Below are 15,645 nucleotides of genomic sequence, written 5' to 3'. Positions count from 1 at the left end.
CCTACAAGGCTCGGCAGGCCTACAAGGCGGCGCCCACCGGCTCGGCGACCTCGGCCTCGGCGCACAGATCGGCGGCCGCCGTGCGGCCCGCCACCCGGCCGAACGTGGTGGCGTTGGCGATCGAGTTGCCGCTACCCGCGTAGACCGGCCCGAGGACCCCTCCGGAGGCCTCGCCGGCCGCGTAGAGCCCGGGGATGGCCCGCGAACGCTGGTCGAGCACCCGCGCGTGCGCGTCGATGCGGGGACCGACCGAGGTCAGACCGAGCATGTAGAGGCGCAGTTCGGTCGCGTAGAACGGCGGCGTGGCGACCGGCCGCATGTGCTGCGCGACCTTCTGGAAGTCGGTGTCCTCGCCCCGGGCGACGTGCCCGTTGTACCGCTCGAAGGTCCCCTCGAGGTTGGCGGCGGGCACGCCGATCTTCCGGGCGAGCCCCTCGATCGTGTCCGACCTGTGAACGACACCGGCGTCCACCATCGCGTCGATCTTGGGGATGATCCAGTCCTCCTCCGTCTCCCCCGGGAGGGCGACCTTCTTCGTCGCCTTCGTCGAGTGCGGAGACGCCGCGAGCCGGGTCGCGTTGTCGAACACCCCGAAGACCGGGCCGCCCTGGGCCAGCACGATCGGCTGGGTGATGCTGTACGGCGACATCTCGTTGTAGAAGCGTCGGCCCTGGTCGTTGACGATGACCAGCCACCCGGGGAAATAGGTGTCGGGATACCGGCCGAAGTTCGGCCGCATCGTCAGCTGCGAACGGCCCCGGCCGGCGAGCTGGACGTCGAGCGGCATCGTCAGTCGGATTCCGTCGCCCTGCGATCCCGGGGCGCCCAGATACCAGAGCCAGTCCCGCCCCGCGGTGAGCGGGGTGGGACAGAACAGCTTCAGCATCTCGGTGTTCGCGCCGAGCCCACCGCAGGCGAGAATCGTCGCTCGCGACCGGATCTCGTCCTCGCCGACGGCGATTCCGCACACCTGTCCGTCCTCGACGAGCAGGCGGTCGACCCGCCGGCGCAGCGCGATGTCGATCCGCGGGCGCCTGCGGATCGCCGAGACCAGGGCGTCGACGACGGCCTGGCCGCCGAGTGTCGCGTGCCCGCGCGGCACGGCCTCGTCACCGGACGGGTAGAGACCGACGATCTCGACCCCGTGGTCGTTGAGCCACTCGATCGTCGGGCCGGTCTCCTGGCACAGCCGCCAGCCCACCGCGGGATCGACCTGCCACTGGTTCAGCGTCATGTAGTGGCGGAACAGGTCATCGCCGCTGTCCGTGATGCCCTGTGCGGCCTGGAACCGGGTGCCCGCGCCCATGATCAGGCCGTGCGCGAGCCGGCTCGACCCACCGAGGACGTCCTGCGACTCGGCGATGAGCACCGTCGCGCCCGCGGCCTCGGCCTCGAGCGCCGCGCAGAGCCCGGCGAAGCCGGACCCGATCACCACGACGTCCACGTCCACGTCGACCTCGCTGTCGGCATCCACCTCGATGTCGGTCACCGGCCCTCCTCCTGCTCCGCCGCGTCCTTGCCGACTCCCAGGTACTCCTCGTAGAGGTTGTGGAAGTGCCGGATCTTGTTGTACTGGTAGACGCCGTAGGTCACACCTGACGGCTTGACTTTCGCGAGGGTGTGCAGGCCCTTCTGGACGTTCGGGATGTTGAGTTCGTCCTGGTAGAAGATCTCAGCCAGGATGCCCAGCTCCGGCGCGTCCAGGTGCGTCTGGTCGAAACCGATGACGTGCGGCTTCGCGGGCGGCGGGCGCTCGCCGGTGAACGGCTCGAGGATGTAGGTTTCCATGATCGACTGTTCGTGGTTGTCGCCGTACGGCCGGAACCGGTAGCAGATCCGGTTGTACGCGCCCCAGGGATGGAAGTTCGGGAACACCGTGTAGAAGAAGGAGTCCATCAGCTCGGAGTCGCACAGCTCGTCGGCCGCATCGCCGAGCACGGGGCGCAGCGCGTCGCGCCCCATCTGCGCGCCCCAGACCCGGAATGTCGTTCCTCCCGGCATCAGGCCGTCCGCCGTTGACTCCACGGGGTTTCCGGAGTTGAACGAGACCGCCGCCATCTCGCTCTCCGTCGGCGTCCAGCGCAGGTTCGGGCTCGCGACGCCGGTCATGTTGATCGCCCTGGAGTAGTTCTCGAACGCGTCGTACTGCCCGGTCTCGTCACCCGTTGCCGGGAGGATCTGGGGGTGGGTCGCGATCGTGTGGTAGCCCTCCATGAAGGCCTCCTGCGCGACCTTCCAGTTGGCCCGCAGGTACTTGACGGTGTGCACCGCTATGTAGCGGTCCGTGAGCGGGTACCGCTCGAAGTGCTGGTCGATGTCGCCGAGAAAACTCGCCAGCGACTGGGCCTCGTTGTCCATGTTGATGAACACGAACCCGCCCCAGGTCTCCGCGCGGACTTCCTTGAGCGAGAAGTTGTCGCGCCGCACCGTCGGATAGTCCCAGCGGCTGGGGACCCGCTTGAGGCTGCCGTCGAGGTGCCAGCAGAAACCGTGGTACGGGCAGCGCAGCTCGGCGGCGTTGCCACCCTCGTCCCGCAGCGTCCTGCCCTGGTGCAGGCACACGTTGTAGTACGCCCTGATCGTGCCGTCCTCGGTGCGGACGACGAGGATCGAGGTGTCGACGATGTCGTAGACGTACGTGTCGCCGGGGTTCGGGATCTCCTCCTCGCGGCAGGCCAGCTGCCAGACGACCGGCCACAGGCGCTGCTTCTCCAGCTCGTGGTACTCACGGCTGATGTAGCGATCGACCGCGACGTCGTGGGAACCGAGGTACCTGTCGCTCTGCAGGCGCAGGACCGGGGGAACCTCGTGCGTGTCGGTATCGAGAACCGCCTGGTAGGAGATACCACGGGATCGTAATCCGGCGGTCTCGTCCAGGTCGTCGAGCTCAGTCATCGGCTCCGCCCTTCACGTCTGCCTGAGTCAACTGCCAGTGTGCGAACATGTGGCGGCACATCTGCGGGTCGGCGTGCAGGAGCTCGCCGCCCAGCCAGCGGCCGGAGTTGTCGAAGTGTCCCCAGCGATCGCCGGTCTCGTCGGTGTTGTCGGCCTGGACGCGGACCCGGCCGTCGTTTTCGACGGAGTAGACCCGGTTGCGCGTCAACGGGTGCCTGATGGTGTGCGCCATCGCGTCTTCCTTCCCACGATGTGGTGAACGGAGTGGAGATCAGCCCTGAATGATCTCGGCGATGAGGGTGCCGACCGGGTGCGCCTCGTCGGCGTCGGCCTCCACCAGCACCCGGATCCGCCCGCCCACCGGTGCGTCGATCTCGTTCTCCACCTTGTCGGTGCCCAGGACGTAGATCGGAGCGCCGGCCTCGACCGTGTCGCCGTCCGACACCAGCCACTCGGTGATCGCGCCCTCGGTGACGCTGACGCCGGTCTTCGGGATGCGGATCGCTTCGACGTTCTCGCTCACGCCTTGGTTGCCTTCCGGATCGCCGTCTCGATGGTGGACGCGTTGATGAGATAGGCCGACTCGAGTGCCGCCGCGAACGGCACCGGGGTGTGGGCGGAACCGACCCGCAGCACGGGCCCGGCGAGCTGGCTGAAGAGCTCCTCGTGGATACGCGAGGAGATCTCGCCGCCGATGCCGAACGGCACGGCCGACTCGTGCGCGACGACGATGCGCCGGGTGCGGGCCGCCGACTCCAGCACGGTCTGCTCGTCCCACGGCGCGATGGTGCGCAGGTCGATCACCTCGACGTCGATCCCGTCGGCGGCCACCGCCTTCGCCGCGGCGAGCGCGTCGTGCACGGTCTGCGAGTAGGTGACGACCGTGACGTCGGTGCCGGCGCGGGCGATCCGCGCGGACCCGAGCGGGATCCGCTCGGGCACGTCCGCCAGTACCTCCTTCGGCCCGCCGAAGTAGAGCTTGAGGTGCTCGAGGAACAGACAGGGATCCTCGTCCTCGATGCACGAGCGCAGCAGACCGTAGGCGTCGGACGGCGTCGCCGGCGCGACGATCTTCAGGCCGGCCACGTGCGCGAACTCGCTGTCGAGGATGTCGGAGTGCTGGGCGCCGAAGCCACCGGCCGCGCCGCAGATGGTGCGCACGGTCAGCGGCACCGTCGTCTGCCCGCCGGACATGTAGCGCAGCTTCGCCGCGTGGTTGGCCAGCTGGTCGGCCGCGACCCGCAGGAAGTTGTTCAGCATGATCTCGGCCACCGGCCGTGCGCCGGCGATGGCGGCGCCGACGGCCGCCCCCACGATCGCCTGCTCGGAGATCGGGGTCGAGCGCACCCGGCTCGTGCCGTACTTCTCGGAAAGGCCCTTGGTGACGGTCAGGACGCCACCGCCCTCGCGATCGGCGACGTCCTCACCGAACACGATGACCCGGCGGTCGCTCGCCATCGCGTCGTCGAGGGCCCGGTTCACCCCGTCGCGGAAGCTCGCCCTGGTGGTTCTGGTCGCGGTCGTGGTCATGCGGCTCCTCCGGCCGTGGTGGCGAAGACGTCGGTGAAGAGCTCCTCGACCGACGGTTCGGGGGTGGCGAGCGCGTCCTTCGCCGCCTGGGTCACCGCCGCGCGTACCTCGTCCTCGAGCGCGGTCAGCTCGTCGGGCGACGCGCCGAACTCGTCGAGCAGGCGGGCCCGCAGGCGGGGCAGCGGGTCGCGCTCCCGGGCGGCCGCCATCTCGGCCTTGTCGATGTACTCGCCGGGGTCGCCGAACTGGTGGCCCCGGAAGCGGAACGTCACCGCCTCGATGAGGGTCGGCCCCTCACCCGCGCGGGCACGTGCCACGGCCTCCGCCGCCGCGTCGCGCACGGCGAGGGGGTCGTTGCCGTCGACCTGGACGCCGACCATGCCGTAGCTCGCGGCGCGATCGGCGATCCGGGTGACACCCGTGCCCGCCGCGAGCGCGGTGTGCTCGGCGTAGAGGTTGTTGTGGCACACGAAGATCACCGGAAGCTTCCAGACGGAGGCGAGGTTGAGGGCCTCGTGGAAGGCGCCGATGTTGCTGGCCCCGTCACCGAAGGAGCAGGCCGTCACCCGGCCGTCGCCGTTGATCTGGGACCACAGGGCGAATCCGTTGGCGATCGGCAGGCCGCTGCCGACCACTCCCGTCGTGACCATCAGCCCGGAGTCCGGGTGGGTGATGTGCATGGGGCCGCCCTTGCCCTTGCACGTGCCGGTCGCGCGACCGAGGAACTCCGCCCACAGGTCGGACAGCGGCACGCCCTTGGCGAGGTGGTCGTGGAGCCCGCGGTAGGTGGTGACCAGGTAGTCGGTCGAGTCGAGCGCGGCGCAGATGCCGGTGGCGACCGCCTCCTGGCCACGCGGCGAGTAGTAGTTGAGGACGACCTGCCCGGACTGCATGAGCGTCCAGAACTGGTCGTCACACTCCTTGATCGTGTACATGGTGCGGTACAGGTCGACCGCAGATATGATCTTGGTGCTTGCTGGCATGGCGATCCTTATCGGGCGGGCTGCGCTGTAGTCTGCGTCACAGAGTTTATATAGTATGTACTTACTGTCTAGGTCAAGGCGGGAGCGGCCGAGCGCCCTTCCCGCGAGGTCCGATCGCTGCGGGCGGTCCCCCTGTGACGAGCGCGAACGCACCCCCGACCCGGCGCCTGCCGGCCCGGCCCCGAGGCCTGGCCGGCGGCGCCGCGATCAGTTCGTCCGGCCCGCGCCGACGAGCCCCGGCGCCGCCGATCATCCGCATCGGGCGGCTCGGTCGATCGTCCAGGGATCCGCCGAAGCGATTGACAGTCTCCGTCCGGGGCGAGCCCGATCACCGGCTGCAGGGTCTTCTCGCGGTCACCCGGCCTTCCGGGTGACCGCGCAATCCGCTGGTGCCCGGACGGGTACGCGAGGCGTCAATCCGTGTTGGCTGAATTCAGGAGGATGCCATGCCACAGGCAAAGATGGTCGTGTATTCGAGCCCGTCCTCGCCCGACCGCGAGGACGAGTACAACAAGTGGTACAACGAGATTCACCTCGCCGAGGTCTGTGCCATGCCCGGCATTCTCTCCGCGGTCCGTTTCTCGATGTCCGAGGCGCAGATGGTCCCGGGCGTGACCGTCGCCGGTCATCGGTACATGGCGATCTACGAGGTCGACGCCCCCGATTTCACGGCGCTCCTCGCGGACATGCTCGCGCGCTCGCAGGACGGTCGGTTCACCATGTCGGACGCCATCGACATGACCGCCAACCCGCCGATCACGCTGATGTTCGAACCGCTCGCCGGCTGAGCGGTTTTCAGGCGACCCGGCAGACAGGAGAGGGCCACAGTGGAAACAGCGATCCGCGTCGACGTGCGGGGGCCGAGTTTCGGCGCACCCAGGCCGGAGCTGTACCGGGCGGCGCTGGAGACAGCACAGTTCGCCGACGAACGCGCCGACGACGTGATCATGTTAGCCCATGACATGCGGGCCGGGCGTCATGCCCGTTCAGGCGAAGGCCAGCTGACCTGAGAGCCAGCTGACCTGAGAGCCAGCTGACCGCAGCCGAAAGGCGACACCCCGACCGCGACGACGCGGTCGGGGTTCGTCGCGTTGCGGAGATCGCGGCGCGGACGCGGGTCAGCCGCCGCGGACGACGGAGGTGGCGGCGGGGGTGGGGGCGACCTTGCCGGCGGCGGGGGCCGGGACGATCCGCCGACCCTCCCAGTTGACCACCACGCAGGCGATGAAGACGACGATCGTGCACATGAGAACGACGAACTGGCGCGAGATCACGGGGGCTCCTGCCAGGGGATGGGTCCGGACGGGTGCTGGTGGGGACCGTCGGTCACTCGGCGAAGTCGAACCAGGCCTCGGCGTCCTGGGGCGAGTCCACGGTCGGCGCGATCAGCCGGTTGACCGTGAGGTAGATGACCGCCAGCATCATCACCGCGAACGTCGCCCAGATGAAGCCGAAATGCTGTTCCTTGCTCGCGAGCGCGGAATGCAGCGCGATGAGCGCGAACCCCGGATAGGCCCAGCGGTGCAGGTGCAGCCAGCGACGGTAGGAGATCCGGCGCTGGAACCAGACGGAGAAGCCGACCACGATGACGATTTCCAGGCCGACGATCCCGATGCTGACGACGGTGTCGGCGCCGCCGATCCAGGGGATCCAGACCTTCTCCATGTCGAAGAACGTGTCGTGCCGGAAGACGTGCAGGACGGCGTGCAGACAGGAGGACGAGATCGCCACGATGGCCAGCGTCACGTGGCCGCCGTACAGTGTCGCCCGGTGCAGGTGGCCATCGAGCAGCCGGCTGGCGAGCAGTGCCCCCCAGATGACGGTCGCGGCCATGCTGAAGAATGCGATGTAGGCCGTGATGCCGGCGATGTGGATCAGTGTGTGATCCCCGGTGACGCCGGGCCGGCGGTCGGGGAGTGCCACCAGGTACGGGACGACCGCGCCGCCGTGGCCGACAAAGTTCATAGAGGGTCACCTCCGGGCTTCCCCCCCGGGCCGCAACCTGACCGGACAAAAGCTAGCAGAACGGTCGGAGCGCCCTCATGCCGGATACGCCTGAGGGAGGGACGGACTACGGAATGGAGTGGCGATGGCGAACCTGGTACTGGGGCCACTGCAGCGGCACGTCGACGCCACGAGCGTGACGATCTGGGTGGAGACCGACGGCCCGACCCAGGTCGAGGTCGCCGTGATCGACGCCGAGGGCCCGGTTGGGTCCGCGCACACGTTCACTGTCTGTGGTCACCACTATGCGGTGGTGACGGTGGATGGCCTGAGGGGCGGTGTGCCACGGCCCTACGAGGTTCGCCTGGACGGTGAGCGGGCGTGGCCGCTGCCCGGCGAGCCGCCGAGCCTGCTGCGCCCGGCGCCGGGCATGGCGGACGCGGCCCCGACGACGTTGGCGTTCGGATCGTGCCGGGTGACCGCTCCCCAGGAGAAGCCGTACACGCTCAACGCCGACGAGAACCCGTCGGGCCTCGGCACCGACGCGCTGCACGCGCTGGCCCTCGACCTGCGCGCCCAGGCCGCCGCACCCGCCGTACCCGCGGCGCCCGTCCCGTCCGGCGAGCCGGCGTCGGGTGGCCGGCGCACCCCGGACGTCCTGCTGCTGCTCGGTGACCAGGTCTACGCCGACCATGTCTCGCCGGACACGCTCGCCTGGATCAGGCGGCGCCGGGACACCTCCCGCCCGCCGGGGGAGGAGATCGCCGACTTCGAGGAGTACACCCGGCTCTACCGCGAGGCGTGGTCGCAGCCGGAGATCCGCTGGCTGCTGTCGACGGTCCCGACCGCCATGGTCTTCGACGACCACGACGTCCGCGACGACTGGAACATCTCCGCGGCGTGGCGCGCCGAGGTCCGCGGGCAGCCCTGGTGGGACGAGCGGATCATCGGCGGCATCATGGCCGCCTGGCTCTACCAGCACCTGGGCAACCTGGGCCCGGCGCAGCGCGCGTCCGACCCGGTGTTCGCCGCGCTGACGGGCCCCGACGGCCGCGGGGTGGTGGACGCGGAGGCGGCCGGTGCGCTGCGGGCGTTCGCCCGGCGGGCCGACGCGCGCGCCGACGGCGAGCGGCATGACGACATCCGCTGGAGCTACCGCTGGGACCTCGGGCGAACCCGGCTCGTGGTGATCGACTCGCGCAGCGCCCGCGTCGTCTCCCCGGACGGGCGGCGACTGATGGTGGCGGACGCCGAGTGGGACTGGGTCACCGAGCAGACCCGCACGGGCGGCGACGTCGACCATCTGCTGCTCGCCACGTCGCTGCCCTACCTGCTCACCCCGGGGATCCACTGGGTGGAGGCGGCCAGCGAGGCACTCGTCGCCGGGAGCCGGGGCCGCGTCCTCGCCCGCGGGGCGGAGAAGGTCCGCCAGCGGGTCGACCTCGAGCACTGGTCGGCGTTCGGGGAGTCGTTCGCGGCCATGGCCGAGCTGCTGCGGGCGGTGGCCTCGGGGGAGCGCGGCCCGGCACCCGCCTCGGTGGTGCTGCTGTCCGGCGACGTCCACCACGCCTACGTCGCCCGGGCGGAGCTGCCGGGGGCGCGCTGCCCGGTGGTGCAGGCGGTCTGCTCGCCGTTTCGCAACCCGCTCGGCCCGGGCATCCGCCGGGTCGACCGACTCGCCCGCCGCCGCCCCGTGGCGGCCGGCATCCGGGCGTTCGCGAAGCTCGCGGGCGCGCCGGACCCGGCCATCGACTGGCGGGTGAGCGACGGCCCCTGGTTCGAGAGCCAGATCGCCTACCTCGACGTCGACGGCCGTGCGCTCACGCTGCGCCTGGACAAGACCGAGCCGGACGGCACCCCCGGCGGCCTCGACGAGGTCCTGCGCGCCGCCCTTTCCTGACTTCCTCCTGGCCGGGTTCGCCCCTCCAGGCCGATCTTCCTACAGGCCGATCTTCCTACAGGCCGAGGTGGCGGGCGATGAGCATTTTCTGCACCTCGCTCGTTCCCTCGCCGATCTCGAGGATCTTGCTGTCCCGCCAGTGCCGGGCGACGGGATACTCGTTCATGAATCCGTAGCCGCCGTGGATCTGCGTCGCCTCACGCGCGTTGGTGACCGCGGCCTCGCTGCTGAACAGCTTCGCGATCGCCGCCTCCTTCTTGAACGGCAGCCCCGCGGCCATCCGGGCGGCGGCGTCGTAGTAGGCGGTACGGGCGACGTGGGTCCGCGCCTCCATCTCGGCGATCTTGAACGCGATGCCCTGGTTCGCGCCGATCGGCCGGCCGAAGGCCTGGCGGGCGCGGGCGTAGGCGACCGACTCGTCGACGCACGCCTGCGCGAGCCCCACCGCCAGCGCCGCGATCGCGATCCGCCCCTCGTCCAGGATCGACAGGAAGTTGGCGTAGCCCCGCCCGCGCTCGCCGAGCAGGTTGGCCGCGGGCACCCGCACATCCCGCAACGTCAACGGATGGGTGTCGCTCGCATGCCAGCCGACCTTCGAATAGGCCGGCTCCGCGGTGAACCCGGGGCGGGGGACCGGGACGAGGAAGGTGCTGATCTCCTTCGCGCCATCGCCGGTGGTACCGGTCACCGCGGTGACGGTGACCAGCCGGGTGATGTCGGTGCCCGAGTTCGTGATGAACGCCTTCGATCCGTTGATCACCCACTCGTCGCCGTCGCGCACCGCGGTGGTGCGGATGCCGCCGGCGTCGCTGCCGGCCTCCGGCTCGGTCAGCCCGAACGCGCCGAGCGCCTCCCCGGTACACAGCCGCGGCAGCCATTCCCGCTTCTGCTCCACGGTGCCGAACCGGTAGACGGGCATCGCCCCGAGGGAGCAGCCGGCCTCCAGGGTGATCGCGACGGACGAATCCACCCGGGCGAGCTCCTCGATCGCCAGGCACAACGCGAAGAAATCCCCGCCCATCCCGCCGTACTCCACCGGGAAGGGCAGGCCGAACAGCCCCATCTTCCCCATCCCGGCGACGATCTCGTAGGGGAAGGTCCGCTCCTCGTCGTGGCGGGCCGCGGCGGGCGCGACGACGTCACGGGCGAACGCCGCGACGGTTCGGCGCAGGGCCTCCTGCTCGTCGGTCAGGCGCGTGTCGGGCATGGGGCTCGTCTCCCGGGGACGGTGTGGCTGTCGTCCACCATCATCACCGAGACGACCGGCGCCGCCGTGGATCTCAGCCGGATGGATCTCAGCCGGGCGGCGCGGGAACGGGCCGGGGGCGCAGCGCCGGGGGAATGCCGGGCTCGGCGTCGACGACGCGCAGCAGCAGGCGCAGCAGCTGAGCCTGCTCGTCCGGGGTCAGCTGGCGCAGCGAGGCGGGCGGTTCGAACAGCAGGTCGCACGCACGTTCGAACACGACCCGGCCCTCGTCGGTCAGCGCGACCGTCTTCGCCCGTCGGTCGGTCGGATGCGGCTCGCGGCGGGCGACGCCGCGGCGCTCGAGCAGGTCGACGACGCTGGTGAGGTAGCTCGGGTCATGGCGGAAGGTCTCGACGAGCTCGCGCATCGGGCGCGGGCCGCTCGAGAGCACCAGCAGGATCTTCAGGGCGGCCGGGGTGAGATCGAACGCCTGGCAGACGGTGTGCATCCGGCTGGGGGCCTCGCCGCCGAAGGCCAGCGCCAGCATGGCGCGCCACGCCTCGCGCGCCGTCTCCCCGGCGCCGTCGGCGGTACCTGCGCCATCGGCGGTACCTGCGCCGTCGGCCTCGCCGGTGCTGTCGGCCTCGCCGGTGCTGTCAGCCTCACCGGCGTCCATGGCCTCGACGGCCGCGTCCCGGATGATCACCCCGCGACCCTCCCTCCCCGTCGATCCCGCCCGGGGGATCGCCCCCCGATCCTACGCGAGAGCATGCGCACTGCTATTATTGATGCCACGGTATATTTGACACAACTCAACGAATGGGCGGATGCTGACATCCGTCCGGCGTCCTTCCTCCTCGCCACGGAGATCCTCATGTCCGACCAGTCGAACGCGGCCGCGCCGGCCGCCGACGCCAGGCTCGACCCGGCGCTGATCCGCCTGTCCGCCACGGTCATGCTCGGCGCGATCATGGTGATCCTCGACACGACCATCGTCTCGATCGCCATCCACGCGCTCGGCAACGAGTTCCACACGTCGCTGTCGACCATCTCCTGGGTCACCACCGGCTACCTGCTGGCGCTCGCCGTCGTGATCCCGATGGCCGGCTGGGCGGTCGAGCGGTTCGGCGCCACCCGGATGTGGACCATCTCGCTGACACTGTTCGTCGTGGGCAGCGCGCTGTGCGGCATGGCCTGGTCCGCGGAGGCGCTGATCGCCTTCCGGATCCTGCAGGGCCTCGGCGGCGGCATGATCATGCCGATCTGCATGACGCTGCTCGCCCAGGCCGCCGGCCCGCAGCGGATCGGCCGGGTCATGAGCATCATCGGCGTTCCCATGCTCATCGCGCCGGTCCTCGGGCCCGTCGTCGGCGGCCTGATCGTCGACCACCTGAGCTGGCGCTGGATCTTCTACGTGAACGTGCCGATCGGCGTGATCGCCCTGATCGCCGCCTGGCGGGTGCTGCCCCGCACCGACCGCGGCTCCGCGAGCCACCGGCTCGACGTCCCCGGCCTGGCACTGATCTCCCCGGGCCTGGCCGCGCTCGTCTACGGCCTGTCCGAGGCGGGCAACGGCGGCGGCTTCGGCTCGCTGAAGGTGCAGATCAGCGTCGCGATCGGCCTGGTCCTGCTGGCCGGGTTCGTCGTCCACGCGCTGCGCCGCGACGGTGCCCTGCTCGACCTGCGGCTGTTCCGCAACCGCGGGTTCAGCGTCGCGAGCGTCGCGACGTTCATCATCGGCGCGATGCTGTTCGGCGCGATGTTCCTGCTGCCGCTCTACTACCAGATCGCCCGTGGGCAGAGCGCCAGCGACGCCGGCCTGCTGATGGCTCCGCAGGGCCTGGGCGCCATGATCGCGATGGCGATCGCCGGCCGGGTCTCCGACCGTCGTGGCCCCCGCGCGGTCGTCCCGCTCGGCATGCTGCTGTCCCTGCTCGGCACGCTGGTGTTCACCCAGGTCGACGGCCACACCAACGAGGCCCTGCTGGCGCTGGCGCTGTTCGTGCGCGGCCTCGGCTTCGGCGCCGCGATGATGCCCGCCATGAGCGCCGCCTACGCGACCCTCGCCCCCGCCGCCGTCCCGCGTGCGACGACCACGCTGAACATCCTGCAGCGGGTCGGCGGGTCGCTGGCCACCGCGCTGGTCGCCGTCGAGTTGCAACACGCCGTCGCCCACCGGGTGGGGGGCGGGAGCGGCGCGGGCGCGCTCGCCGAGTCGGCCGGCGCGAAGCTCTCCGGCCCGATCGCCGACAAGGTCGGCGAGGCGTTCGGCGTCACGTTCTGGTGGGTCGTCGCCCTGACCGCCGTCGGCCTCGTCGCGAGCGTCTTCCTTCCCGGCCGCAGCCGTCCCGCGTCCGCCGCGGGGTCGGACACTCCGGCGACAACCCCCGCGGACGTCCAGGCGGCGTCCCCGCATCCCGAACCGGTCACGGTCGATTAGGTCGCGTCTCGAATTGTGATCTTCGTGTGTGGGTTCAGTGTCCGTTTCGTCCCGGTAGATCGATACGGGAGGTCCCGTTCCCCTGCCTGGCCGGGAAGTCTGCGTAACATGCGCGCGTGCTGACCTACGCCAGCGACCTCGACACGGCGTTCGTCATCACCCGGGCGGCCAGGCTGGATCCGGAGCGGGCGATGGTCGAGAGCCTGTCGCACACGGTGTGATGGCACCGGCCGTTCGGGTTCGACGAGTGGGCGCTGTTCGAGACGAGGAGGCACCGGATGTCGGGCGAAACGGGTGGCTTAGCGGGTGGCGGGAGCCGTCCGGCCAGCTTCTACCGGTACGCGGAGGTGCTCGCCGAGCAGCCGGCGGTGATCGAGGTGGGCGGGGGCACCGTCACCTACGGTGAGATGGCTGGCCGGGTGAATCGGGCTTCGCACGCTCTGCGGGCGGCGGGGCTCGCCGCCGGGGAGCGGGTCGCGGTCCTGATGGGTAACTCGGCTCGGTTCCTGGAGATCGCGCTCGCGGCGGGGCAGATCGGGGTGCAGCTCGTCCCGGTCAACACCCAGCTCACCCCCGAGGAGGTCGCCTACATTCTGGCGAACAGCGACAGCCGGCTGCTGTTCGCCGACGCCGAGCGGCTGGGTCGGGCCGAGGCCGCCCGGCGTTCGCTGGGGCGCGACCCGGCCGGGCTGGTCGCGGTGGACGCGGTGGACGCGCCGGCGCCGCCGGGGCACGGGAGTACGACGCGCTGGTCGTGGGGCAGCCGGACACCGAGCCGGCCGATCGAGTGCACGCCAACGTCATGCTGTACACGTCGGGCACGACCGGGCGTCCCAAGGGTGTCGTGTGGCCGGTGTCGGCGGCGATAGATCCCGAGGTGGGGGTCGCGTCGACGGATCCGCTCATGGAGCTGCGGGGCATGACCCACGACCCCGGCGCGGTCTCGCTCATCGCCGGGCCGCTTTACCACGGTGCTCCGGGCGCCTGGGCGTTACAGGGCTTACATCACGGACATTGCGTGCTGCTCGCCGGCCGGTGGGACAGCGAGACGTTCCTGCGCCTGGTCGAGCGGTACCGGGTGCGCACCGCGCAGCTCGCGCCGATCCACTTCCACCGGCTGCTCACGCTGCCCGACGAGGTGCGCGACCGGTACGACGTCGGCTCCCTGCAGGTGGTCAGCCACTCCGGCGCCGCGACGCCGGTGGCGACCAAGCACCGGATGATGGCGTGGTTCGGGCCGGTGCTGTGGGAGTACTACGCGGCCTCAGAGGGGTTCGGCACGTCGATCACACCGACCGACTGGCTGGCGCACCCGGGCAGCGTCGGGCGCGCCGACGGCAACGGAGCGGCCATGCTCATCCTCGACGAGGACGGCAAGGAGCTGCCGGCCGGGGAGACCGGACAGCTGTGGATCCGCCTCTCGGCCACCATGCGCAGCTCCTATCTGGGCGACCCGGAGGCGACGGCGGCGAGCCGTCGCGGCGAGTACCACTCGGTCGGAGACATGGCCTACCTCGACGCCGAGGGCTGGTTGTACCTCGTCGACCGGCGCACCGACATGATCCTCTCCGGTGGGGTCAACGTGTATCCGGCCGAGGTCGAGGACGCGCTGCGCCGCCACCCCGGCGTGGCCGACGTCGCCGTCATCGGCGTGCCCGACGAGGAGTGGGGGTGGCGCGTCCACGCGGTGGTCGTGCCCGCCGACGGCGCGTTGGCCGGGCCCGCGCTCGCCGAGGAGATCCGCGGCTTCGCGGAGCAGGTTCTCGCCGGCTACAAGCGGCCCCGCGGCCTCGAGTTCCGCGAGAGCCTGCCCTACTCGCCGACCGGCAAGCTGCTGCGCCGCGCGTTGCGCGACGAACCCAGCCCCTGACCCAGCTCAGCCCCTGACCCAGCTCAGCCCCTGAAGCTAGTGCGTGAGCGTGATGGAGAGCGCCTCGGCGCGGATGGCGGTCAGCGCCTCGGTATCGGCGAGCAGGGCGCGGAACGTGAACTCGAGCACCTCGTCGATGCCCATGGACGGGCTGCTTCGCACCACCGCTGCCGCGTCCAGCACGCCGAACACGAGCCGGCTGGTGTGGGCGGGGTCGACGGCCCGGAAGACACCGTCGGCGACGGCACCCGCGATCAGGTCCGCGCAGTAGCGCCGGCCCGCCAGCACCTCCCTCTGCTGGGGGGCGAAGACGGGGTCGGCGAGCTCCCGGGTGCGCAGCAGCGCGGTGACGACGAACGGCGTGGTCAACATGAGGTCGCCCAGTTCGTGCAGCCAGCGGTAGAGCCGCACCGCGGGGCCGTGCGGCAGCGGGGCCAGTTGGTCGACCACCGCGGCCATCCGGATCGAGGTGCGGTCGAACAGGGCGGCGAGAATCGCCTCCTTCGACCCGAAGTGCTTGTAGAGGCTGGGCTGGCGGATGCCGACGGCCGCCGCGATATCCCGCGTGGTGGTGGTCGTGAAACCACGCTGGGCGAACAGCCGGGCCGCTTCCGTCAGCACACGTTGGGCCGTCGGTGAGCACGGCGGAGCCGCTGGTGGAGATTGCGGGAGGCGGTCGGTCACTGTCCTCCATTCCCCTTCCTGCACATCGGTCTCCTGTGCATTGGTTGCTCGTCAGGCTATCGTATGATAGCTTGCGGTCGAGATCGATGAGCATTTTCAAAGTTGGTTTTTTTAGATTCCTTCCTGTTCCAGGACGAAGACGGCTTGGGTGAATGTGCCGACCCGGCGTGGGCAGCCGCGGAAGCGGCTGAAGACGCGCCAGTTTTTCAGGAC

17 protein-coding genes are annotated in these 15,645 nt (G+C 70.5%); 6 read left to right on the top strand and 11 right to left on the bottom strand.

The genetic code is table 11. From position 1 onward, the window contains the following. Nucleotides 1-19 precede the first annotated feature (19 nt). The 6 genes from AC6EXY_RS17625 to AC6EXY_RS17600 are packed head-to-tail and all read right to left on the bottom strand — an operon-like array spanning nucleotide 20 to nucleotide 5,408. Nucleotides 20-1,489, bottom strand: a complete 1,470-nt coding sequence (locus tag AC6EXY_RS17625) for an FAD-dependent oxidoreductase (RefSeq protein ID WP_101829924.1) — start codon at nucleotides 1,487-1,489, stop codon at nucleotides 20-22. Beyond that, on the bottom strand, nucleotides 1,486-2,895 hold the full coding sequence (locus AC6EXY_RS17620) for an aromatic ring-hydroxylating oxygenase subunit alpha (RefSeq protein ID WP_101829925.1): 1,410 nt from the start codon (nucleotides 2,893-2,895) through the stop codon (nucleotides 1,486-1,488). Before AC6EXY_RS17620 ends, AC6EXY_RS17625 begins: the two co-directional genes overlap by 4 nt. Continuing rightward, the gene (locus AC6EXY_RS17615; protein WP_101829926.1) at nucleotides 2,888-3,127 is read right to left on the bottom strand and encodes a hypothetical protein; all 240 of its coding nucleotides are present in this window, start codon (nucleotides 3,125-3,127) and stop codon (nucleotides 2,888-2,890) included. The genes AC6EXY_RS17620 and AC6EXY_RS17615 overlap by 8 nt, the downstream gene beginning before the upstream one ends. 39 nt (nucleotides 3,128-3,166) lie before the next feature. Further along, nucleotides 3,167-3,418, bottom strand: a complete 252-nt coding sequence (locus tag AC6EXY_RS17610; RefSeq protein ID WP_101829927.1) for a lipoyl domain-containing protein — start codon at nucleotides 3,416-3,418, stop codon at nucleotides 3,167-3,169. Continuing rightward, nucleotides 3,415-4,425 carry an alpha-ketoacid dehydrogenase subunit beta gene (locus AC6EXY_RS17605; RefSeq protein WP_101829928.1) on the bottom strand — a complete coding sequence of 337 codons (1,011 nt, stop codon included), beginning with the start codon at nucleotides 4,423-4,425 and terminating at the stop codon, nucleotides 3,415-3,417. Before AC6EXY_RS17605 ends, AC6EXY_RS17610 begins: the two co-directional genes overlap by 4 nt. Next, entirely contained in the window at nucleotides 4,422-5,408 is a 987-nt protein-coding gene (locus AC6EXY_RS17600; protein ID WP_243407099.1) for a thiamine pyrophosphate-dependent dehydrogenase E1 component subunit alpha, read from the bottom strand. Before AC6EXY_RS17600 ends, AC6EXY_RS17605 begins: the two co-directional genes overlap by 4 nt. A 446-nt stretch (nucleotides 5,409-5,854) precedes the next feature. Here AC6EXY_RS17600 and AC6EXY_RS17595 point away from each other — a divergent pair, with 446 nt between their 5' ends. Beyond that, complete coding sequence (locus AC6EXY_RS17595; RefSeq protein WP_133150548.1) at nucleotides 5,855-6,196, top strand: DUF4286 family protein; 342 nt, start codon at nucleotides 5,855-5,857, stop codon at nucleotides 6,194-6,196. 39 nt (nucleotides 6,197-6,235) lie between these two features. Continuing rightward, nucleotides 6,236-6,418 carry a hypothetical protein gene (locus AC6EXY_RS17590; RefSeq protein WP_101829930.1) on the top strand — a complete coding sequence of 61 codons (183 nt, stop codon included), beginning with the start codon at nucleotides 6,236-6,238 and terminating at the stop codon, nucleotides 6,416-6,418. A 108-nt stretch (nucleotides 6,419-6,526) separates the two neighbouring features. On the opposite strand, the gene AC6EXY_RS17585 is transcribed toward AC6EXY_RS17590, so the two are convergent. Both AC6EXY_RS17585 and AC6EXY_RS17580 read right to left on the bottom strand, forming a co-directional pair. Further along, the gene (locus AC6EXY_RS17585) at nucleotides 6,527-6,682 is read right to left on the bottom strand and encodes a hypothetical protein (protein ID WP_499817915.1); all 156 of its coding nucleotides are present in this window, start codon (nucleotides 6,680-6,682) and stop codon (nucleotides 6,527-6,529) included. Nucleotides 6,683-6,734: 52 nt separating this feature from the next. Further along, nucleotides 6,735-7,373 (bottom strand): ferric reductase-like transmembrane domain-containing protein, encoded by a 639-nt coding sequence (locus AC6EXY_RS17580; RefSeq protein ID WP_101833642.1) that lies wholly within the window; start codon nucleotides 7,371-7,373, stop codon nucleotides 6,735-6,737. 124 nt (nucleotides 7,374-7,497) lie between these two features. Here AC6EXY_RS17580 and AC6EXY_RS17575 point away from each other — a divergent pair, with 124 nt between their 5' ends. After that, entirely contained in the window at nucleotides 7,498-9,252 is a 1,755-nt protein-coding gene (locus AC6EXY_RS17575; RefSeq protein WP_499817914.1) for a DUF7800 domain-containing protein, read from the top strand. 55 nt (nucleotides 9,253-9,307) lie between these two features. Here the strand turns inward: AC6EXY_RS17575 and AC6EXY_RS17570 are convergent, their stop codons facing one another. Both AC6EXY_RS17570 and AC6EXY_RS17565 read right to left on the bottom strand, forming a co-directional pair. After that, the gene (locus AC6EXY_RS17570; protein ID WP_499817913.1) at nucleotides 9,308-10,459 is read right to left on the bottom strand and encodes an acyl-CoA dehydrogenase family protein; all 1,152 of its coding nucleotides are present in this window, start codon (nucleotides 10,457-10,459) and stop codon (nucleotides 9,308-9,310) included. Nucleotides 10,460-10,547: 88 nt separating this feature from the next. Continuing rightward, nucleotides 10,548-11,144 (bottom strand): MarR family winged helix-turn-helix transcriptional regulator, encoded by a 597-nt coding sequence (locus AC6EXY_RS17565; protein ID WP_499817912.1) that lies wholly within the window; start codon nucleotides 11,142-11,144, stop codon nucleotides 10,548-10,550. A gap of 168 nt (nucleotides 11,145-11,312) precedes the next feature. Between AC6EXY_RS17565 and AC6EXY_RS17560 the strand changes: the two genes are divergently transcribed. From AC6EXY_RS17560 to AC6EXY_RS17550, 3 genes are all read left to right on the top strand, one after another. Then, nucleotides 11,313-12,878, top strand: a complete 1,566-nt coding sequence (locus AC6EXY_RS17560; RefSeq protein ID WP_101833135.1) for a DHA2 family efflux MFS transporter permease subunit — start codon at nucleotides 11,313-11,315, stop codon at nucleotides 12,876-12,878. Nucleotides 12,879-13,156: 278 nt separating this feature from the next. Beyond that, nucleotides 13,157-13,747 carry an AMP-binding protein gene (locus tag AC6EXY_RS17555; RefSeq protein ID WP_499817911.1) on the top strand — a complete coding sequence of 197 codons (591 nt, stop codon included), beginning with the start codon at nucleotides 13,157-13,159 and terminating at the stop codon, nucleotides 13,745-13,747. Then, nucleotides 13,681-14,748: an AMP-binding protein gene (locus AC6EXY_RS17550; RefSeq protein ID WP_101833133.1), complete on the top strand. Its 1,068-nt coding sequence runs from the start codon at nucleotides 13,681-13,683 to the stop codon at nucleotides 14,746-14,748. Before AC6EXY_RS17555 ends, AC6EXY_RS17550 begins: the two co-directional genes overlap by 67 nt. A gap of 36 nt (nucleotides 14,749-14,784) precedes the next feature. On the opposite strand, the gene AC6EXY_RS17545 is transcribed toward AC6EXY_RS17550, so the two are convergent. After that, on the bottom strand, nucleotides 14,785-15,369 hold the full coding sequence (locus AC6EXY_RS17545; protein ID WP_165818505.1) for a TetR/AcrR family transcriptional regulator: 585 nt from the start codon (nucleotides 15,367-15,369) through the stop codon (nucleotides 14,785-14,787). Nucleotides 15,370-15,645: the final 276 nt, after the last annotated feature.

This window comes from Frankia sp. RB5, from assembly GCF_059816245.1.
The sequence above is the reverse complement of the archived record's forward strand: the minus strand, read 5'-3'. Positions and strand labels throughout refer to the sequence as shown.